This is a genomic window from Bacillus cereus group sp. MYBK245-2 (assembly GCF_051916145.1).
GTDB classification, from domain to species: domain Bacteria; phylum Bacillota; class Bacilli; order Bacillales; family Bacillaceae_G; genus Bacillus_A; species Bacillus_A pacificus.
Window position 1 is genome coordinate 235842 of sequence record NZ_JBQAGB010000005.1, and the last position, 18892, is coordinate 254733.

Sequence of the window (18892 nt, forward strand, 5' to 3'; positions counted from 1 at the left end):
TTTCATTTTAACATGAGTAGTAAGAAGAAGATTTCAAATATATCACAATATATTAAAGGAATTGAGGGAGAACTACAATGAAAAAGATTATAAATAAACCAGAAACATTAGTAATGGAAATGTGTAACGGAATGGTTATGGCTCATCCAGAGCTTGAGCTTTTGAAAAAATATAAAGTGATTAAGAAGAAAGAAATGAACGAAAATAAAGTAACGTTAATTAGTGGCGGCGGTAGTGGTCATGAGCCGGCACATGCAGGGTTAGTCGGAAAAGGAATGTTAGATGCGGCAGTATGCGGAGATGTGTTTGCTTCGCCTTCACAAATTCAGGTATACCAAGCAATTAAAGAGACAGCTAGTAAAAAAGGTACGTTATTAATTATTAAAAATTACAGCGGCGATATTATGAATTTCAAAAATGGTGCGCATTTAGCGACGGAAGATGGAATTGAAGTAGATTACGTAAAAGTGGACGATGATATTGCGGTAGAAGATAGCCTGTACACAGTAGGGCGCCGCGGCGTTGCGGGCGTTATTTTAGTTCATAAAATTGCTGGTGCAGCAGCGGAAGCAGGTATGGATTTAGGAGCGGTGAAAGCTGTCGCAGAAAAAGCAGCTGCTAACGTGCGCACAATCGGTTTAGCGTTAACGTCTTGTACAGTTCCAGCGAGTGGATCACCTACTTTCACACTTGCGGAAGATGAAATGGAATACGGCGTAGGTATTCACGGCGAACCAGGAATTAAACGTGAAAAAATGTTGTCAGCTGATGAATTAGCGAACCGTATGACAAATGATTTAATGAAAGATTTAGGAGTAAAAGATGGCGAAGAAATTGCACTTTTAGTTAACGGTTTTGGCGGAACACCACTGCAAGAACTTTACTTATTTAACAACGCAGTTACACGAGAATTAGCTGCTAGAAACATTAAAATTAATAGAGTATTCGTTGGTAACTATATGACGAGTATTGATATGGCTGGTATGTCTTTAACGGTGATGAAATTAGATGATGAGCTAAAAATATTACTATCAAAAGAGTGTAATACACCAGCGTTTAAAGTAGATGGGCCAGTTGAAAGTGTAGAGTACGTAAATGTACTTGAAGAAACAGAAGAGAAAGAAGTTTCCTTTGAAATAGAAACAGCAGAAGAGCACGCTGTGATTAAAGATAATGTTATTACATTAAACAACATGATTTATCTCGTTGATAAAATGAGTGATATTATTATTAAAAATGAAGTACCGTTCTGTGAGCTAGACACGCATGCTGGTGACGGAGACTTCGGAATGAGTGTAGCAAAAGGATTTAAGCAATTAAAACGTGAGTGGCATTCGATTGTAGAACAAGAAAATGTAACGATCGGATCATTCCTTGATGGTTGTTCCATGATTATTATGGAACATTGCGGCGGAGCTTCAGGTCCAATTTGGGGCGGAGCATTCCGTGCAGCTAGTAAAGCAGCAGGCGAGAAGCGTGAGTTAACAGTGAAAGAATTCGCTGAAATGTTACAAGCGGCACTGCAAGGTATACAATCTATCGGTGAAAGATCATTCGGCAGAGGAGCGGTAGTTGGTGATAAAACACTTGTTGATGCACTTGCTCCATGTGTAGATTCTTGGTTAGCTAGCACTTTAAACGAAGAAAACATGAAAACTGCCTTTGAAAAAGGAGCAGAAGCAGCAGTTAAAGGCGCAGAGTATACGAAAGAAATCGTAGCTCGCATGGGCCGTGCCGGCACAGTTGGTGAAAGAAGTTTAGGATATCCTGATGCAGGTGCACATGCGCTTGGAGTTATCTTTACGGAGATTGCGGGTAGTTTGAAATAGGAATGAGAAAGTCCCTTTGCCTTAAGGCGGAGGGACTTTTATATAGTTGATATGTAGAAGACTTCTTCGACGCTCTCTCTGTAAAGATATGAGTTTGTTAATATTTTTGATAAAATCTTATTTCAAAAATACAACTAATATTTCTCAACATTAATATATTGAAAATAGTTAGAATATTTAGGATGATCGTTTGTGAAGAAATAAATTATAAAAAGGGGGAATTTATTTTGTTACGTCGCTTATCTATTGGTACTTTATTAACAGCTTTTATCTTTACTTTGTTTACATTTAACGGCTCTGCTTTCGCGGCTACGAATACTACTGAAAATGAAACAGTAGTAGCAGCTTGTGCAAAGGGAGGTACGGTAGGTACATATGGTGCAAAGATGCGCAGTGGTTACACTGTTGGATCACCTGTGTTACATACATTTAATAGTGGTGAGAAAATTACTGGCACATGGGTAACAGGTGAGTATGTTCAAGGGCATTATAGTAATTCTAAACAGTGGTTAAAAGTTACTTATAAAGGGATGACAGGTTATGTATCCCACACAACATTATATAACGTTTGCTCATAAAACTATGTAATATAATAGCTTTTGAGATATTGAACTAATCCCTTCTAGGGATTAGTTCTTTTTTATTTCCTAGTTTTTAATGGAGCATTTTTTTTGGGAAAACCAACGATTCATTAAATCAATAGCTTTATGTTTATATATGATTCATTTGTACCTATATCAAATCTTTCAATGTTTTTGCTTATTTGAGAGATTTCTTCAATCAAATAGATATATTAATCATATAATTTGTTCCTATCAAAATGAACGTTTCTTGCATCTAATATATTGTAACTATATTTTATCCCGCATTAACGGGCAGTAAGACCCCCACCGAAAAATTCAGCGGAAGCAAAGAAGTTAGGTGAGGGATCAACTGCCCGTAAAAGCCCGATTGGCGAGGGCTGATTAAAGTTTCACTTTATTTTGAAAGGATGTGATTATATGGCTCATAAATCTACTGGAGTGTTTCGAGTTCCAGTTTCTGAGAATGGAATTATTCCAACTGCTCTCAACATTATGTTAAACAATGATTCACGTCACCATACTAGTAAGGTAACGGTAAGTGTTAAGAGAAGTCGAAATATTTCTTTCCCAACTCAAACTGAATTAGTTGAAATCTCTCGTACGTTTGTTTCTTTAGAACCAAACAGTACAACTAAGATTGTGTTGTTTACTCCAGAATTCCAAATAGAAGATTTTCTTGATGTCATCATTAGTGGAAATAAATATGATGTTAAGGATGTTCTTGTATACTCTTTCTTAGCAGATTCAGCAGGTCACAATCTGCCATCTACTGTTTTCAGAAATGCAGAATATACTTTTACTCTTGCCTGCTGACATCGTGATGATGTATTCTTTACTGTCATATCAGGGTAGCATCCTGCAGCTTGAATCAACTTAATTTTATTGTGTTGTTATTATATAAGAAAAGAAGACATCGATTAAGATGTCTTCTCTTATTTGTACTTGATAGTAAGAAGGTATTATATTGCTTAAAAACTATAAAAAATTGTAGAAACTATTACTAAATCAAATCATGTTCTTTATTAACAAATTTTTTAATTTTATTCCCATATAAAACTTTCTTTGGATTTATAATTATAAGTAAAATCGCAACTATGGAATAAAAAATTGCAGTATACATAATTAATTCAATTAATTGTCCATTGATTATGCCAATAAATAAGTTAAAGAAAAAGTGGATGATTATTGGAACAATTAAATTTTGATTTAAATTATAAAATGTTGTCATGATAATTGTAGTAGATATAATTGCAATCATAAAAAACAAAATATATTTGATTAAATTACTGCCTGTAAAACCTGTAGTAAACCATATAGGTAGATGCCACATTCCCCACCAAAAACCAATAATGATTGAAGATTTTAATGGTGAGTATTTTTTCTGAAGCTCCATTAATGCAAAACCCCTCCACCCTAATTCTTCTCCTAGTGGTCCGGATACAATAGTTTTAACAACATAATAAAGTAATACGCCCCATGTAGTTCTATTAAAAATAGAGTTTGCTTCACTGTTAGTTGAAATGAGAAACAACATCGTCAAAAATATAATTATTTGAATGATACTTACAGTAAGAACGATAGAGTAATTAAGTTTATTTTTAAATCTATCTTTTACGAATTGAATAAAACTCTGTCCAGGATAAATTCTTTTAAATAGAAATATAAAAGCAAAAGTGGAAGACCAAGCTGATATGCAGAGCATTACATCAAAAATCCAAGTTGGAACATGTAATAACTTTGTAATTCCTACAAGCAGAAAAAGTGGCCAAAAAATAATGTTGGTTAGTAATATAAAACTTACTACGGGCTTTTTCAGTCTTTTATCTTCAGTCATATACAATCCCACCTTAAGCTAAATTTTTAACATACAATAATGTACTTATTCAGCGCGTTGAGATAATAAACAGAATATTCTTTCTATTATATTTGACATATGTAAATTCCTACAGAGATTTTTCATTGTATATTTTGGAGTTACTTGCCGTTTACGTTATAAGAGATATATACATCTTGGTTAATTTTTAGATGCAATGGGTGTTTCAAGATTTTTTTTGCTTCATATGTTAAAGAATATGGGGAAAAAATCAGAAAATGAAATGATTCGTACAGAACTATAGGTATATATAATTTTATACATTTACATAGTTTTTTAATTTTAAACAGTAAACTAATTCTGGATGGTGTCCTTCTTCAATCGCTCCTGTTGGCCTAAAACCCACTTTTTCATAAATCCGCTTTGCGCGTTCATTATCGTAAATAACCGATAAGAATATTTCTTCACATTTGTACGTCTGAACCATACTATCTATTACTGCTTTTAAAACAGGAACTCCATACCCTATCCCTTGATATTGATGGCCAAGCATCATGCTAATTAACTCATATTGCTTCGTTTCATTTCTAAACCCATACGAAGCAAAACCTATTAAAACATCATTATCATATATAGCTTTCGGAGTAAACCCAAACGTTTGGCAAGCTGCAAGAAAGAAAGCGTTTGAACCAACCCATCTTTCATATATTTGAATGTGTTTTTCTTGAAGTTTATCTGATTTTAAATTAATAATTTCAAAGAAATTTTCTTCTGTTACATCTATTAATTTTAGATTCATCTTTTCTCCTCTTTCCATTTTTTCACATTATCTATTCTAATTCTTCATCGTATTTCTCATTCCTTTATCTTCTTAATGGATAAAACTATTCAATTTTAAAAATAGTCAGCAAGCTTGAAATGATGGATGTGGGGTAGCGCTAACGAAATGTTCTTTTTTCTTCAAAGTTTTTATTGCTTTATTTAAATAAGCTGATTCCACATACTAATTTCATTAATTAAGAGGTTTCGTGCACTACTTCTTGGAAGTTGATCTTGTAGCGCTCTTTCTCGTAATTCACTATGTTTTCCAAAGAAAATAGTGAAAGGCAAGGCTATGAATACATTTACAAAATGACGAAATTGTAAGAATACAAGAATGTTTGTAAGAAAGTTCGATGTTTTCCTTTTTCTTTTTTTATTATAGTGAAGAAGAACGAAATATTCTCTTATGTAGGAAAGGAAGATAATAATGATTGATTTATTAAATAAATGGATGTTAGAAAGCACAGGGAATTTCAATATTGTTGTAGGACTTACAGCACTTCTATTTTTGGGTTCAGTAATTGCACTTATTATTATTTACAAAAAAATTGGTAAACCAGATGAAAGAACAAATGCTATTTATTTAAAAATTACTTCTCGTATGTTTACTACTCAAATTCTAATGAATGCTATATTTATTTCTTTAGTTGGTAAAGATATCGAGAATTTCCGTCAAATCTTTATATTATTTGAAGCTTTTGTATTCTTCGTTGGAGCTATTTATTCGTTTAAATTATATAGACAGGAATACAAATAATTTACTTATAAGAAACAATAAAAAAGAGGTTGCTCAAAAGTATTTATTCAGCTGCTTTTGGGACAACCTCTTTCTAATAGTTTTTTAGCAGAAACAGCTGCATCCGATAATGATTAATAGAATAAATAATACAACTAATAAAGCAAATCCTCCAGCGAAACCGCAGCCTTCTCCGCAACTACCACCATATCCCATAACAATAGTGCCTCCTTTAGATAAAAGGGTAAAACTAGGGTTCATTCCATGGATTTTAACGGGTTCACTTTACCTTATGTTTTAAAGAATGAATTGAGCAGGTCCTTTTGAAAATAAAGAAAAGACGCCATTAGGCGCCTTCCTTTTAGGTAGATAAGACTTTAGTTTTCCAATCTAAAGAAATTTTGTATCAGTTCTTTGTGAGTATATCATAATATCTGGTTGATTTATTATGCATTGTTACATACTTCTCTAAATTCCTCTATTTTTCATTTGATAAAATAAAATCCTAATATTATCAAAAAATAAATAAATATTTCTACATATTCAAGATATTTACATAAATTACAAAAGTGATACATTTAAGTTGTAAGCTATAAAAACTATTAAAGGGGGATTTATTATGTTTAAGAAATTAGTAGTAGGGCTATTGGCAACTGGTATTGCATTAACAGGAGGAATTGGAGCGGCTTCAGCTGACACACAAAAAGATGTGAGCTCTCCGAAGCAAGTAGCATGCTCAATTCCTTATGAGTATTCTAATGGTAAATTCAAAAGAACTCTTTATTACTCAAATGGAGTATATGCTAATAGTTTTAATGAAAATGTTTGTGGCGGGACGATTACATGGTATTTAAAACATGTTCAAAATGGAGTTGCTTTTTATGAAGGTAATTTAAAATAGTAGATTTTTTGAACCTCATTTAATGAGGTTCTTTTATTTTTAGTTTTTAAACTGATTCTCGATAAAAAAGGGTTCTTACTATTACGTAAGAACCCATAAACAAAGAAAATCGTATGTGTCTCTATATTATTGTAGTGAAATTAAATAAAAACGCTATTTTAATATAAGGTGAAATTGAAAGTTAGCAAGCAATACTTAAAAAAGTAAAAGCGGCAAATCCGTAAAGTAACAAGCTACTAGTAGCAAGGAATTTTATAATTTCATTTGTAGAAAGAATAGTTAAACATAGTGCTATAGATGCACCTATAAAGAATTGGTACTTCGTATGTATATTTGTAAGATTAATTATTACAAGTACAGTTAAGAAAAGTGAAATGAAGTTGAAATATCTTTTCATTGTCATATTTCCTTTCAATGTTTGATCTGTATTTATTATACCAGCTTGTACCAGTAATAACATACTTTGTAATGAATCGTAATAGAAATTTCATTTTGCCATAAATAAAAAGGCGGTTGTTTCCGCAACCACCTTCAGCAAAACAAAGCACTTTTTCAGAAATAAAATATGGATGATTCCTGAAAATGTTATAGGATATAATCCCATTTCTATAATTCAAGTGACGAGCCTAATTTATAAGAAAGGAATGACTACATTATATGAAAACTTGTCTAACAAGGTTACCAATAAAAGAGCAGCTAGCAAGGGCTAACTGCTCAATACAAGGAGATACAGAGAAACCTAAATAGGTTTTGGCATACAGCCTATCAACATTATGGACATAATATTGAGTTTTATTCGAAGGAATTCTTCGTTCTTTTCCTAGTTTTTTGAAATTATTTTATTAAATAGCCAACACACTAATTGCTATAAGAATAAGTTCTAGTGTAACTGGTATTTGATTCTCTCTCGGTATATTAATTCGATATATGATGATTACAAGATGTTTTTTGTGGTTAGTGGTGAAAAATTCAGCAAAACTATCTCTATATGAAAAAAGATCCTGCTGTCTCCAACAGAACCTTTTCTAAAATGGCAAAGAGTAACTCTTACCTTACTCTTTGTTTATATAATACAGGAATGTTAATGAAAATCCAAGGCTTCTTATATTGAGAAATAAAGAATATCAATATAAAATTAGAGATTATCATGAGGGGAGTTATAAGGAGTTACTACCTATACATATTCATAAATAAAGCAACATAATATTAATACGAAAAAATATATTAATATGAGTTTTTGCATATTTCAAAAATTAGTGTATCCCTCAAAAAGTTTTAATTGTATAATATGTTTTGTCATATTCTTTTAGATTTTTCGACAAAAAACAACATAAATAGAGAACGGTATTGGGAGAAGGAATTATGTACACGAAACTACTAAAATCAATTACATCATTATCACTTATTGGTGGTGCTTTACTGTATACAAACGGCAGTGATGTGAGAGCTGCTGAGGCGGGTGTTTTTTCCGATGTGCCTACATCGCATTGGTCGTATCCAGCAATTAAAGATTTAGCGGGTAAAAATATTATTTCTGGTTATGGAAATGGGAAGTTTGGTTTCGGTGATGTTGCGACGAGAGAGCAAGTTGCAGCTTTAATTTATCGTGCGTTGTTACCGAATAAGCAAGGTGGTACGTTTAGTAATGATGGTGCTCGTTACGTATTACAAGATGGATCTACTTTAAACAATCCGTATCGAGATATTCGCGCAGGATCCACATTGTTTCCAGAAGAGGTTTTAACGTTAACGAAATTAGGGATTTTTAACGGGGATGGAAATGGAGGTTTTAGACCGAAAGATTCTGTTAGCCGTGCAGAAATGGCGCAAATTATTAAAAACGCTTTTCAAGTTTCGGCTAAGCAAAAGCATACATTTAATGATGTTCCGGATGGCTTTTGGGCAGAAGGGGCGATTAGTGCGGTGCAGTCAAACGGGATTGCATCTGGTACAGGCGACGGGAAATTTGAACCTGCTAAAACGGTAACGCGTGAACAATATGCACAGTTTTTATATAATGCTTTGCAGTATAAAAAGCCTGCGGTTGCGGTGCAAGATACAGGAGATGCAGCACTATTAGCAGCATTTAAAGATGAAGTGCAAAAGCGTATTAATGCGTACGAAACGAATATTACACTTCCATATAAAACGACAAATAGTAATACAAAAGAAGTGATGAATACACTTTTTAACGCTTATAAAGAAGTGGCAAGTAAAAATGAGTATACAAATAATAATAGATCGAATGTTTCATATGGACTTTCTGGATCACCTGGAAATTATACGTTTACGCTGAAAATTACATATCGTGAAACGAAAGAACAAACAGAATATGTAATGAAGCAAGCGAAGGCAATTGTTTCTTCTATTACACAAGTTGGGATGGATGATCATGAAAAAGTGAAAGCGATTCATGATTATGTCGTAAAACATGTTTCTTATGATACGTCTTATAAAGCTTACACAGCATATGAAGCACTCGTAAATCGTTCTGCAGTTTGCCAAGGTTACGCACTATTAACTTATCAATTATTAAAAGAAGCGGGAATTGAGAATCATTTTGTAGTAGGAACTGGAGACGGTCAGCCTCATGCTTGGAACTTGGTGAAAATCGAAAACAAATGGTATCACCTTGATACAACATTCGATGATCCGGTGCCAGATGAACAAGGCCGCGTAACGTATTCTTATTTCAACTTATCAGATGAGCAAATCGCAAGAAATCATGAGTGGAACCGAGGGGACTATCCGCAAGCTACAACAAATTATTATAGTACATTAACAAATAAAATTGCGGCAGGTGGTACGAAAACTTCTGCATATCAGCAAATTTTAAAAGATACAAAGTTAAATTATTTAGGAAATGAATACATTGCAAACAACTATAATGAATTCAAAAATAAAATGCAGCAACGTTATAATGAAAAGTCACCAAAGATTGAAATCCTTTATAAACAATCAATGGATGGCGCATTGCAAGATGTGAAAAAAGCAATTGGAGAAATTGGTTATCCGCAAGGGGCGAACCGTGTTTCTTATAAAGCGGAGCCGTATAATGCGAAAGAAGGATATTCTTTAGTAACGATTACATTTATGTAAAAAAATAACCTAGATCCTATGGGATCTAGGTTATTTTTTTATAACTTAATTTGACATATACAGTCAAACTGTATAAAATCAAACTATACAGTTTGACTGTATAGTTTAGCTATATATTTATCGTTACATTGGAGGTCTTTATGAATAGAGATAAAAATTTACCATTAACGGAAACGACGTATTACGTTCTTTTAGCTTTATTAGAGCCAGCACATGGTTATTTAATTATGCAAAAGGTAGAGGAATTGAGTAATCATCAAGTGAAAATTGCAGCGGGTACATTGTATGGGGCGGTTGAAAATTTATTAAAACAAGGGTTAATAGAATCGGTAAAAAGTGAAGATAAACGAAGAAAAGTGTATGCCATTACGGAACGTGGGAAAGAAGTATTGCATTTAGACTTTATGAGAATGCAGCACATTATTACGGTTACAAAAAGTTTATTACACGTATAGTTTGGGGGAAACGATGATGTGGAGATTGAAATTCTTTTTAGACTTTGAGAAAGAGGAAAAATGGTTAGAAGAGATGGCTTGGAAAGGCTATCAACTAGAAAGCAATACATTTGGTTATACATTTAGATATACAGAACCAGAAGATGCGACGATTAAAATAGATCATAGAGTATTTAGTAGAAAAAGTGATTTTATGAATTACTGCACATTATTTGAAGATAGTGGCTGGGAGCATATAGCTGGTAATTGGTGGTCAGGTACGCACTATTTTAAAAAGGTAAATGAGGAAAGTGAAGATGATATTTTTTCAGATCAAATGTCACGAGCAGGGAAGTATAAACGTCTATCTAAAACATTTTTAGAGTTAGCTATATGCTCTATTCCGATATTAATCCTATTTATGTTTAATGACACGATTCATTTAGGAGCACTTGCAAATCCGAAAGAACTATATTTTACGCCAGGACTATGGGATAAGCAAGGTGTATCATTTCTATGGTCATTCTTATTTGAAACACCATTAGCATTGATGAGAGGCTTTGCATGGTTGTTTATTCCTACAGCAATTGTTATGTATTTAATTTGCTCATATAAGGCACATCGGTTGTATGAAGAGAGAAGATGATAGGAGGGGTCCCCTTAAAGCTGATGCTTTGAGGGGATTTTTTGCATTTATAAATTGTATTTTTTAAAAATTGGTAAAGGAAATGAGTGCGTATTGGAAGCAAGTTAGTATGATTTTAATTTAGTTGTATAAACATTATATGCTGGAATAATCTTCTTTAAATATTCCATAATTAACCTACAAAAAGTATCTTTATATGTTAATATTAAAAAGAATATTTACGGTATTTTTTTAATATATTATTTTAAGGATAAGGGGATTCAATTATGAATTTTAAACAATTAATTTTAGCAGGGGCAGTTATTGCATCAACAACACTAACACCTCTAACAAATGTGCAAGCAGAAAATACACTAGGATTTAAAGATGTTCCTGAAAATCACTGGTCTTATCAAGCAATTATGGATTTAAAAGAGAAAAATATTGTGGCTGGTTATGGAAACGGAATGTTTGGTTTTGGTGATAATATTACACGAGGACAAGTAGCTAGACTAATATATGCCTACTTGAAGCCAGTAGATGAACTTAATACACAAAACCCTTTCACAGATATAGAAGAGCATATGTTTAAAAAAGAAATTTTAGCTCTTAATAAAGCAGGTATTATGAACGGATTTGGTAATGGGAAATTTGGTCCAGATAACGTTTTAACGCGTGAACAATTAGCTGTTGTATTAACAAAGGCTTTTAACTTTAAAGCAACATCTACTACCACTTTCAAAGATGTAGATAAAAATTACTGGGCAACAAATGCTATCAGTGCATTACAAGAAAATAAAATTACGACGGGCACAGGTGATAATAAGTTTGAACCACAAAGTCTCGTGACTCGTGAGCAGTATGCACTATTCTTATACAATGCAATTAATAAATCGGAAAAAGAGCATGAGTCAAAGCCTACTGCTATCCCACAAGATTTAGCAGACGAGCTCATTTATTATCATGAAGGTTGGATGGATAGCTCTTCGGTATTAAAAAAATCTATATCTAAGGAAGCACAAAATCTTATTACTGAAATTAACGCAAAATATAATGCGGAGCTAAAATATATAGGGATAGGCGGTCCACGTTCAGAGGTCGTGTTATTCTCTCCGGTATTAGAAGGGATTCCAGAATTTAATGGGAATTTCACTGTAGAAGGCGATAATGAAAGTAACTTTACTGTTAATTTTGTAATTGATAGAGGTCAAGATAAGAAGGCGTTAGTAGAGTTAGGGGAAAAATGGATCAATATGATAAATCCAAACTTAGATTTGAGTACAGAGATTGATAATATAGTGGCTTCTAATACACGCACAGGTAATTTTGATATAAATAAAAACAATCTTAAAATAGAGATAAGCTTAGAGAAGCAAAATTCTAGTAGCGATCTAATGAGTGTTAAAATCCACAAGTAAAAAAGAGGAGTGAAATTTCACTCCTCTCTTAATTATATTATTTTTACTGTTATCCCTCATTTGCCCGTAAATGCTCGAGAGGGTCAATTAATAATCAGTGGGGAAGGGCACTCATCGCTGATTATAGTTTCACTTTATGTTTGGTGAAGCTGTATAATTGAAATTCATAATGGTGTATTTAGGGTTAATTGTTATTTGTATCCTTTTTTTATTTGAGTGTGATAAAATTAATAATAATATTCCTTAGGAGGATGGTCATTCATACACTTTTAGGTATTATTGGAGCAATTGTTTTACTTGCATTTGTTATCCACCCCGGTGTCCCAGACAAACGTGTCCCTCTAAAAAATAAACTCGCAGTAATCCTGCCATTGATTGTTATAGCCGGTTTCATTTCCTTGTATATATAATACAAATAAGCACTTATCAAGTAACATTAAGATAGGTAGAGAAGTATATATACTTTTCTACCTATGCGTAGTTTAGTAAAAATCTTCATCAACACTTTCACTGTGGCTTTTTCTTCATGATAATCAAGTACTAATTCCTTTAGCTTCTGGCTCCCACATAACATATAAGATATATAGTATACATTTTATTAATTATGTTACGCTGTTCAAAAAATCTGCTTTATAGAGCGTGCCCTGTGCCTATCAACTTGAAAATGTAAAATTACCCTAAAAGGAAAAGATGAACTTTTTTATTGCAAGTTAGGATACAATCTCGTTCTGGGGTAGTTGTATTTTCTTAGCTTGATAGGCGAAGGGAGTCTAATATATATTATTAAAATTAAGATAATTCAAATCGAAGGAAGACATCATAAGGTATTTTTTATTACCCTTCGACAAAACATGACAATGTACAAATCAATTGTTTGCTACTATGAGATGAGAAATCTTACATTCTAAAAAATCTATTTAAAATAACCAATACAGATAGGCGTGAAAAAATGAAACGAAAGTTACTTATGACGTTAACATGCAGTACATTGCTTATGGGAACGTCTGCTTGTAGCTCAAATGAGAAGGCTACACCTGAATCAAAACCTAAACAAGAAGAAAAGGTTCAGGAAAAATCAAAAGTTCAAACCATTCAAAAGCAACAAAAAGATAGTTATGTAGTAAGTGAAGATGAATTATCTAAAGCGGCACAGTCGATTGGGGAAATCCAAAACGAGCAAACGATAAATGATATGATGATACATATGTCTTTACAAAAACTCACATTCAATGGGAATAATCTTCATGTTTCTGGTACTCGTGATGTAGGGCGATTTCAAATGATAAAAGAAAACATTCAATACTTAAAAAACAACTTACATGTTATAAATAATGAGGAAAGACAAAAATATGAATCTATTCTGAACAAATGGTACGATGGAAATTTCGAATCTGCAGTTGAAGACTTTGGGGAAATTCATTATTTACGTTCTGGAACAAGGAAAAGTATGGAAGGATCTAAACTAGCTAAAAAAACTGTTAGTGATGAAAAAGAATTTATTCTCCATTTCTTTGGCCAAGAAGGATTAGATATTCATAATAAAGAATGGAAAAATGGAGCGTTATAAAAATAACACTGAATTTCACTCCACTAGGAAGTATAATGTTTTTACTCTGCAATACGGTATTTCCTTCGGAGATAGTGTCACATTGGCTTAGCGCATAATTTTACTCAAGCTCGCTTCTATATCATTTTTTAAAATATAGATTTTAGTTGTAAATAAGGGACCTAAAGTTTGTTTAATACCATTTTTTACGTAATAAATGAATGGTGAAATTTTCTTATGTGCAGTTACATTGGGAGGTTACTTATAATGAGATTTAATAAATACACAGTAATGCTTATGTTTCTAGCCATTGGCTCAAATGCCGCATTATCCATGTGGCTCAAGCAAGGACTTTTAGGTGTTATCACGGCTATTGTTCTTTTGTTAATCGCTGCATGGACTACAAAAAGACCTCATACAGACAACCAGCACAAGTAAATTATTGTATTTCTCAATAAACAAAAACAACTTAACATGGTAAAATAATAATTGGATGGGAGTCCAATACATATTATTAAAATTAAGATGGTTCAAGTCGGAGGAAGGCACTAGGGTGTCTTTTCTTTTTTCTAAAAGAGAGTTTTGCTTTAGCTTTAAAGAAGATAAATTTTCAATGGATTAATGCCATGCGTATGTAGATAAAGTTCATCAATACATTTATGTTCATAAATATGTATAATTACATGAAATTTCAGAGGAAATGAGAGTATACTTTCTTATTGTGTAATAAAGATAAAGCCCGCCTACGGAAATAGGTGGGCTTTTTTAATGTATAAAGAAAAGTTATCTGCTAAGATGTTTTCTTAAAAAAATCCTTCATCATTTTAGCATCTTCAATATTCACAATCACCCCTTCGACCTTATCCTTCTTCTCATCTTTAGCAATCGTAATTTGCTCTTTATTATCAACCCAAACAAGAAATTCTTCTTTTGCGTCATCTTTATATGTAACGGTAATAGTAGAATGTGCAGATTCTCGCTTTTTTTGATCTAAAGTGATTGTTTTAGGCGTGCCTTTTTGAACTGCTGAAACGATAGATTGTATCATTTCTTCGTTGTCTGTTTGAGATTTTGAAACGTTGTTATTTATTGTACTAAGTATTTCAATGTCTATAATATTTGCGGATTTTAATTGAAAGGTAGTTTGTGTATGTTCTTGCTTAGCTTGTGAAGCTTTATCTGTAGCTGAGGTGCTTGTACAGCCTATTAAAGTGAAAGATAGAGCGGTTAGAGCGCATATAGATATGATTTTTTTCATAGTATCCCTCCTCATGTTTAATTATAACAATTTTCTGTTAATTTAGGTAGTTATTGTAAGGGGATTTATCCTACTAGTTTTGGGATAAAGAAAATTCAAGAGGAGGTTAATCGTAAATAATAACCATCAGGGTCTACGATACGAAAATCCTTCATTCCCCAAGATTGCATTTTAAGGTTAGATTCCACTGGATAATTTTTTTCTAATACATGTTGGTATATTTGTTCGATATGATCAAAAACTATGATAATCTCAACACCTTTACCTTTTGGATTAAGTCCATCTGTTTTTAAATAATGATTTTCATTAAGAATATAATCAGGGGTCAATAATAAAGAAAAATCCCCTAGTTTAATCATTGCACCAGTTGTATTCTTTTTTGAGAATACAAGGGTAAGGATTTCCTCATAAAAACGAATAGACCTTTGCAAATCTTCTACAAATAACTCTAGACGAAAGTGCATATGTACTCTCCTTCTCATTTTTTTTCAAATTTTATGTTTAACATTTCGAAAATGGGTGTACTACATATAATATAACAAATAATTCATTTTAAAGGAGGAAGTTAAAGATGGAAACGAAGTATAGTAAACCTTTTGTATATGAATTTATTACGGAGAAAGAGGTCATGAATGCGGCGAATGATCTAGTGAAGAAAGGAATAGACCAAAAAGATATTTACGTATTAACACACGAGAAAGAAAGGACAGATAGAATCGCAGACAATGCAGACGTAAATACAATTGGTATAAAAGAGGAGGGGCTTGGGACAAGCATTATTAATGTCTTTCAAAAAACGGGAGATCAGTTAAGAAATAAGATGCAGGAGTTAGGGCTTAATGAGGAAGAAGCGAACTTCTATGAAGAAAAGCTGGATGAAGGGAAAATCTTGTTATTCGTTAAGGATTTAGAAAGAGTCGGTGAATGGTTACAAGAAAGAAGATGCACGTATTCTATTTAAATTTGTATCCTATAAATCTATTAAGAAAAGGAGATGGGAAATATGAGTGGCGGACTAAAAGAACAAATTACAGGTAAAGTTGAAAAGACAAAGGGACAAGTAAAAGAAGGAATTGGTGAAGTTACAGAAGATAGAGAGTTGAAAAATGAAGGGAAGTGGGAGAAGACGAAGGGAACGATAAAAGAAAAAGTCGGAAAAGTGAAACAAAAGATAAGTGATGGGCTGGATAATAAAGAATAATACATGTTTATCAAGCTTTGGTTACAAACCAAAGCTTGATAAATCCATTATAAAAATAATATGGGAGGTTTAATTGTGGGACTTATTATTACGTGTATTGTAGGTGGACTTATTGGTGCGTTAGCTGGAATGATTACGGGAAAAGACTTTCCTTTAGGTATAGTTGGTAATGTGATTGCTGGATTAATCGGATCTTGGGTAGGTAGTGCGTTATTTGGTCATTGGGGTCCTGAATGGGGAGGTATTTTCGTTCTTCCAGCGTTATTAGGTGCAATCGTCTTTATTTTAATCGTTACATTCTTCTCTAGAATGCTGCGGAAAGCGTAAATATGATCATGAATAGTAATCTTAAGTTTATTATATATAACTATAAAGTTAAAAGAGTGATAAATATACATAAAAAAGCATCCAATTAAAATAATTTGGATGCTTTTTTATGTAATCTATATAGGAAAGAGTGGGGGGATTCTTCATCCCCCCACTCTTTAAAGTTTCACTTTATATTAAACCATCGTTACTTTCTTACAATTGTTTATTCTTACGACCTGCCTCGGTTCTATATGAGATACATCTTCGTTATTACCTATATCCACTACAATTGTATTCGTTAGTATGTTAATAATGGAACCAACTAATTTTGTAGCGTGATCGTGTCGATAAGAAAATTGTACGAAATCTCCTTTTTTAAAATTGTGCTCTTCCATAGATAGATCCCCCTAAAAATAATGTTTATACATTATACATACACAAATTTATAAGCTTTAAACATTTGGTAGTATTTTTTACGTGTTAAGCCGAGAAAGCTGTGGAAAATTTATCCCGCTTTAACGGGCAGTAAGACCCCCACCTTAAAATTCAGCAAAGCAAAGAAGTTAGGTGGGGGATCAACTGCCCATAAAAGTCCGATTGGTTCAACTAATAATCAGTGGGGGATGAACAAAACCCCCACTGATTAAAGTTTCACTTTATTTATAATAAAAATAAAAAAATATGTTTAAAACTAATTTTTATGGGTAATTAACATAGTAGTAGTTTGAGATAAGGGGGCGGAAATGATGAATTTGGGAATAAATATTTTGCAAAATGATGTAGGTTATACGGTACAACTTAATGGTGAAATTGATGCATATACGGCATCAGATTTAAAAAATAAGATCATGCCTATTGCAAGCGAAAAAGAGGTTCATATTGTAGTAGATTTTACTGAGGTAGAGTATATGGATAGTACAGGCTTAGGTGTTTTTATAGCGCTATTAAAAGCAGTTAAGAAAAATGATGGAAAGCTAGAGTTTATTGGTGTATCTAAAAGGTTAAAAAGATTATTTGATATTACAGGGTTAACAGAAATATTAAATTTGAATTCCGATTTTGAAAAAGTAGAAAGAAGGTGACTAGGGATGATGGAGAGATTTGAAAAGATAGAAATGAAAATTCCTGCAAAGGCAGAATATGTCGCTATTATTCGTTTAACAATGGCTGGTGTTGCGAATCGAATGGGCTTTGCTTATGACGATATAGAAGATATGAAAATTGCTATTAGTGAAGCATGTACAAATATTGTACAACATGCATACAAAGAAGACGTTGGAGAAATTGCAATTGTCTTTGGGCTATATGAAAATCGATTAGAAATTATGGTTGCTGATAATGGGGTTAGCTTTGATTTTAATAACTTAAAAAGGAAAGTTGGTCCGTATGATATTAGTAAACCTGTAGAACATTTGCCGGAAAATGGTTTAGGTTTATATTTAATCAATACGTTAATGGATGATATACAAATTATGCATGATGAGGGCATGACAGTTTTAATGACAAAATATATACAAAGAGAGCAGGTGGAGAATGATGGAAATCCAATCTCAACCTACAACTCTTACTAAAGAAGACGTTATGAAACTAATTGCAGAATTTCAACAAAACCACTGTGATGAAGCGCAGGAAAGGTTAGTTGAGCATTATAAAAATCTCGTCTATTCCATTGCATATCGCTATTCAAAAGGCGGACCGATGCATGAGGATATTATACAAGTAGGAATGTTAGGGCTCTTAGGCGCAATAAGAAGGTATGATTATTCGATAGGGAATGCTTTTGAGCCGTTTGCAATCCCTACGATAGTAGGGGAAATAAAAAAGTATTTACGTGATAAAACATGGGGCATTCACGTTCCAAGGCGAATTAAAGATTTAGGCGGAAAAATTAAACTTGCGATAGAGGAGTTAACAGATCAACTGCAACGTTCACCGAAAATTATAGAGATTGCGGATCATTTAGAACTATCCGAAGAGGAAGTGCTAGAAATTATGGATGCGAAAAATAATTATCGAGTATCCTCCTTAGATGATGTAGTTGAAAATGCATCTGATGGCAGTTCGGTGGCGAGAATTGAATCTGTAGGTGAAGTAGAGCAAGGATATGAAGAGACAGAAAGGCGTCTCGTTTTAAAAGATATTTTTAACGTATTAAATGAGACAGAAAAAAGTGTTATTCATTATATATTTGAAGAAAATTTAAATCAAAAAGATACAGGGGAACGGTTAGGTATTTCACAAATGCACGTTTCTCGTATTAAAAGACAAGCAATAAGTAAATTGAAGCAAGCAGCATTTTTAGATACATAAAAATTTT

The 18892-nt window shown here is 32.8% G+C and carries 24 protein-coding genes and 1 pseudogene; 17 read left to right on the forward strand and 8 right to left on the reverse strand.

The window, feature by feature from the left end; translation table 11 throughout:
* Positions 1–77 precede the first annotated feature (77 nt).
* From dhaK to ACTFRN_RS11730, 3 genes are all read left to right on the forward strand, one after another.
* Positions 78–1829: a dihydroxyacetone kinase subunit DhaK gene (gene dhaK / locus ACTFRN_RS11720; protein ID WP_088106480.1), complete on the forward strand. Its 1752-nt coding sequence runs from the start codon at positions 78–80 to the stop codon at positions 1827–1829.
* 227 nt (positions 1830–2056) lie between these two features.
* On the forward strand, positions 2057–2407 hold the full coding sequence (locus tag ACTFRN_RS11725; RefSeq protein WP_014893255.1) for an SH3 domain-containing protein: 351 nt from the start codon (positions 2057–2059) through the stop codon (positions 2405–2407).
* A gap of 423 nt (positions 2408–2830) precedes the next feature.
* Positions 2831–3226, forward strand: a complete 396-nt coding sequence (locus ACTFRN_RS11730; protein ID WP_014893254.1) for a hypothetical protein — start codon at positions 2831–2833, stop codon at positions 3224–3226.
* A gap of 187 nt (positions 3227–3413) precedes the next feature.
* Here ACTFRN_RS11730 and ACTFRN_RS11735 read toward each other — a convergent pair whose 3' ends face one another.
* From ACTFRN_RS11735 to ACTFRN_RS11745, 3 genes and pseudogenes are all read right to left on the reverse strand, one after another.
* Positions 3414–4247: a CPBP family intramembrane glutamic endopeptidase gene (locus tag ACTFRN_RS11735; RefSeq protein WP_088106479.1), complete on the reverse strand. Its 834-nt coding sequence runs from the start codon at positions 4245–4247 to the stop codon at positions 3414–3416.
* Between the two features lie 295 nt (positions 4248–4542).
* Positions 4543–5025, reverse strand: coding sequence for a GNAT family N-acetyltransferase (locus ACTFRN_RS11740; RefSeq protein WP_001049723.1), 483 nt, complete (start codon positions 5023–5025; stop codon positions 4543–4545).
* A 144-nt stretch (positions 5026–5169) separates the two neighbouring features.
* Positions 5170–5339, reverse strand: a pseudogene (locus tag ACTFRN_RS11745) (Tn3 family transposase); the annotation flags it as partial.
* 136 nt (positions 5340–5475) lie between these two features.
* Here ACTFRN_RS11745 and ACTFRN_RS11750 point away from each other — a divergent pair.
* Complete coding sequence (locus tag ACTFRN_RS11750; protein ID WP_014893252.1) at positions 5476–5805, forward strand: hypothetical protein; 330 nt, start codon at positions 5476–5478, stop codon at positions 5803–5805.
* 84 nt (positions 5806–5889) lie between these two features.
* Here ACTFRN_RS11750 and ACTFRN_RS11755 read toward each other — a convergent pair whose 3' ends face one another.
* Complete coding sequence (locus tag ACTFRN_RS11755) at positions 5890–6000, reverse strand: YjcZ family sporulation protein (protein ID WP_000540371.1); 111 nt, start codon at positions 5998–6000, stop codon at positions 5890–5892.
* A gap of 403 nt (positions 6001–6403) precedes the next feature.
* Here ACTFRN_RS11755 and ACTFRN_RS11760 point away from each other — a divergent pair, with 403 nt between their 5' ends.
* Positions 6404–6685 (forward strand): LCI fold-containing protein, encoded by a 282-nt coding sequence (locus tag ACTFRN_RS11760; protein WP_088106478.1) that lies wholly within the window; start codon positions 6404–6406, stop codon positions 6683–6685.
* A 181-nt stretch (positions 6686–6866) separates the two neighbouring features.
* Here the strand turns inward: ACTFRN_RS11760 and ACTFRN_RS11765 are convergent, their stop codons facing one another.
* Positions 6867–7082, reverse strand: a complete 216-nt coding sequence (locus tag ACTFRN_RS11765; RefSeq protein WP_033686203.1) for a hypothetical protein — start codon at positions 7080–7082, stop codon at positions 6867–6869.
* A gap of 965 nt (positions 7083–8047) precedes the next feature.
* Here ACTFRN_RS11765 and ACTFRN_RS11770 point away from each other — a divergent pair.
* The 6 genes from ACTFRN_RS11770 to ACTFRN_RS11795 all read left to right on the forward strand — a co-directional run bounded on the left by ACTFRN_RS11770 (position 8048) and on the right by ACTFRN_RS11795 (position 14245).
* Positions 8048–9784 (forward strand): S-layer homology domain-containing protein, encoded by a 1737-nt coding sequence (locus tag ACTFRN_RS11770; protein WP_049111629.1) that lies wholly within the window; start codon positions 8048–8050, stop codon positions 9782–9784.
* A 140-nt stretch (positions 9785–9924) separates the two neighbouring features.
* Positions 9925–10239: a PadR family transcriptional regulator gene (locus tag ACTFRN_RS11775; protein WP_001078061.1), complete on the forward strand. Its 315-nt coding sequence runs from the start codon at positions 9925–9927 to the stop codon at positions 10237–10239.
* Positions 10240–10252: 13 nt separating this feature from the next.
* Positions 10253–10864: a DUF2812 domain-containing protein gene (locus ACTFRN_RS11780; protein WP_014893249.1), complete on the forward strand. Its 612-nt coding sequence runs from the start codon at positions 10253–10255 to the stop codon at positions 10862–10864.
* A 266-nt stretch (positions 10865–11130) separates the two neighbouring features.
* Positions 11131–12261, forward strand: coding sequence for an S-layer homology domain-containing protein (locus ACTFRN_RS11785; RefSeq protein WP_001009751.1), 1131 nt, complete (start codon positions 11131–11133; stop codon positions 12259–12261).
* Positions 12262–13210: 949 nt separating this feature from the next.
* Positions 13211–13828: a DUF6241 domain-containing protein gene (locus ACTFRN_RS11790; RefSeq protein WP_049111634.1), complete on the forward strand. Its 618-nt coding sequence runs from the start codon at positions 13211–13213 to the stop codon at positions 13826–13828.
* A gap of 246 nt (positions 13829–14074) precedes the next feature.
* Positions 14075–14245, forward strand: coding sequence for a hypothetical protein (locus ACTFRN_RS11795; RefSeq protein WP_001211982.1), 171 nt, complete (start codon positions 14075–14077; stop codon positions 14243–14245).
* Positions 14246–14597: 352 nt separating this feature from the next.
* Here the strand turns inward: ACTFRN_RS11795 and ACTFRN_RS11800 are convergent, their stop codons facing one another.
* Both ACTFRN_RS11800 and ACTFRN_RS11805 read right to left on the reverse strand, forming a co-directional pair.
* Complete coding sequence (locus ACTFRN_RS11800) at positions 14598–15065, reverse strand: hypothetical protein (protein ID WP_088106477.1); 468 nt, start codon at positions 15063–15065, stop codon at positions 14598–14600.
* Positions 15066–15160: 95 nt separating this feature from the next.
* Positions 15161–15529 carry a VOC family protein gene (locus tag ACTFRN_RS11805; protein ID WP_000545706.1) on the reverse strand — a complete coding sequence of 123 codons (369 nt, stop codon included), beginning with the start codon at positions 15527–15529 and terminating at the stop codon, positions 15161–15163.
* 107 nt (positions 15530–15636) lie between these two features.
* Between ACTFRN_RS11805 and ACTFRN_RS11810 the strand changes: the two genes are divergently transcribed.
* The 3 genes from ACTFRN_RS11810 to ACTFRN_RS11820 all read left to right on the forward strand — a co-directional run bounded on the left by ACTFRN_RS11810 (position 15637) and on the right by ACTFRN_RS11820 (position 16593).
* Positions 15637–16026, forward strand: a complete 390-nt coding sequence (locus ACTFRN_RS11810; RefSeq protein ID WP_000448809.1) for a general stress protein — start codon at positions 15637–15639, stop codon at positions 16024–16026.
* A gap of 33 nt (positions 16027–16059) precedes the next feature.
* Positions 16060–16266, forward strand: a complete 207-nt coding sequence (locus ACTFRN_RS11815) for a CsbD family protein (RefSeq protein WP_370530088.1) — start codon at positions 16060–16062, stop codon at positions 16264–16266.
* Positions 16267–16341: 75 nt separating this feature from the next.
* On the forward strand, positions 16342–16593 hold the full coding sequence (locus ACTFRN_RS11820; protein ID WP_000522903.1) for a GlsB/YeaQ/YmgE family stress response membrane protein: 252 nt from the start codon (positions 16342–16344) through the stop codon (positions 16591–16593).
* Between the two features lie 176 nt (positions 16594–16769).
* Here the strand turns inward: ACTFRN_RS11820 and ACTFRN_RS11825 are convergent, their stop codons facing one another.
* Entirely contained in the window at positions 16770–16970 is a 201-nt protein-coding gene (locus ACTFRN_RS11825; protein WP_000391000.1) for a hypothetical protein, read from the reverse strand.
* Positions 16971–17318: 348 nt separating this feature from the next.
* Here ACTFRN_RS11825 and rsbV point away from each other — a divergent pair, with 348 nt between their 5' ends.
* From rsbV to sigB, 3 genes are read left to right on the forward strand one after another with little or no spacing between them, the layout of a single operon-like run.
* Complete coding sequence (rsbV, locus tag ACTFRN_RS11830) at positions 17319–17657, forward strand: anti sigma b factor antagonist RsbV (RefSeq protein ID WP_002020655.1); 339 nt, start codon at positions 17319–17321, stop codon at positions 17655–17657.
* A gap of 6 nt (positions 17658–17663) precedes the next feature.
* The gene (gene rsbW, locus ACTFRN_RS11835; RefSeq protein WP_029437718.1) at positions 17664–18146 is read left to right on the forward strand and encodes an anti-sigma B factor RsbW; all 483 of its coding nucleotides are present in this window, start codon (positions 17664–17666) and stop codon (positions 18144–18146) included.
* Positions 18109–18885, forward strand: coding sequence for an RNA polymerase sigma factor SigB (gene sigB, locus ACTFRN_RS11840; protein WP_061182811.1), 777 nt, complete (start codon positions 18109–18111; stop codon positions 18883–18885). The genes rsbW and sigB overlap by 38 nt, the downstream gene beginning before the upstream one ends.
* The last annotated feature ends 7 nt before the right edge of the window (positions 18886–18892 follow it).

Excerpts from the sequence above, each read along its gene's own strand:
- ACTFRN_RS11765 (WP_033686203.1), bottom strand. The coding sequence starts at position 7,082 with ATGAAAAGATATTTCAACTTCATTTCACTTTTCTTAACTGTACTTGTA.
- ACTFRN_RS11805 (WP_000545706.1), bottom strand. The coding sequence starts at position 15,529 with ATGCACTTTCGTCTAGAGTTATTTGTAGAAGATTTGCAAAGGTCTATT.
- ACTFRN_RS11755 (WP_000540371.1), bottom strand. The coding sequence starts at position 6,000 with ATGGGATATGGTGGTAGTTGCGGAGAAGGCTGCGGTTTCGCTGGAGGA.
- ACTFRN_RS11780 (WP_014893249.1), top strand. The coding sequence starts at position 10,253 with ATGATGTGGAGATTGAAATTCTTTTTAGACTTTGAGAAAGAGGAAAAA.
- ACTFRN_RS11750 (WP_014893252.1), top strand. The coding sequence starts at position 5,476 with ATGATTGATTTATTAAATAAATGGATGTTAGAAAGCACAGGGAATTTC.
- ACTFRN_RS11790 (WP_049111634.1), top strand. The coding sequence starts at position 13,211 with ATGAAACGAAAGTTACTTATGACGTTAACATGCAGTACATTGCTTATG.
- ACTFRN_RS11760 (WP_088106478.1), top strand. The coding sequence starts at position 6,404 with ATGTTTAAGAAATTAGTAGTAGGGCTATTGGCAACTGGTATTGCATTA.
- ACTFRN_RS11815 (WP_370530088.1), top strand. The coding sequence starts at position 16,060 with ATGGGAAATATGAGTGGCGGACTAAAAGAACAAATTACAGGTAAAGTT.
- ACTFRN_RS11785 (WP_001009751.1), top strand. The coding sequence starts at position 11,131 with ATGAATTTTAAACAATTAATTTTAGCAGGGGCAGTTATTGCATCAACA.
- dhaK (WP_088106480.1), top strand. The coding sequence starts at position 78 with ATGAAAAAGATTATAAATAAACCAGAAACATTAGTAATGGAAATGTGT.
- ACTFRN_RS11810 (WP_000448809.1), top strand. The coding sequence starts at position 15,637 with ATGGAAACGAAGTATAGTAAACCTTTTGTATATGAATTTATTACGGAG.
- ACTFRN_RS11800 (WP_088106477.1), bottom strand. The coding sequence starts at position 15,065 with ATGAAAAAAATCATATCTATATGCGCTCTAACCGCTCTATCTTTCACT.
- ACTFRN_RS11740 (WP_001049723.1), bottom strand. The coding sequence starts at position 5,025 with ATGAATCTAAAATTAATAGATGTAACAGAAGAAAATTTCTTTGAAATT.
- ACTFRN_RS11825 (WP_000391000.1), bottom strand. The coding sequence starts at position 16,970 with ATGGAAGAGCACAATTTTAAAAAAGGAGATTTCGTACAATTTTCTTAT.
- rsbV (WP_002020655.1), top strand. The coding sequence starts at position 17,319 with ATGATGAATTTGGGAATAAATATTTTGCAAAATGATGTAGGTTATACG.
- ACTFRN_RS11730 (WP_014893254.1), top strand. The coding sequence starts at position 2,831 with ATGGCTCATAAATCTACTGGAGTGTTTCGAGTTCCAGTTTCTGAGAAT.
- ACTFRN_RS11770 (WP_049111629.1), top strand. The coding sequence starts at position 8,048 with ATGTACACGAAACTACTAAAATCAATTACATCATTATCACTTATTGGT.
- ACTFRN_RS11735 (WP_088106479.1), bottom strand. The coding sequence starts at position 4,247 with ATGACTGAAGATAAAAGACTGAAAAAGCCCGTAGTAAGTTTTATATTA.
- ACTFRN_RS11795 (WP_001211982.1), top strand. The coding sequence starts at position 14,075 with ATGAGATTTAATAAATACACAGTAATGCTTATGTTTCTAGCCATTGGC.
- ACTFRN_RS11775 (WP_001078061.1), top strand. The coding sequence starts at position 9,925 with ATGAATAGAGATAAAAATTTACCATTAACGGAAACGACGTATTACGTT.
- rsbW (WP_029437718.1), top strand. The coding sequence starts at position 17,664 with ATGATGGAGAGATTTGAAAAGATAGAAATGAAAATTCCTGCAAAGGCA.
- sigB (WP_061182811.1), top strand. The coding sequence starts at position 18,109 with ATGATGGAAATCCAATCTCAACCTACAACTCTTACTAAAGAAGACGTT.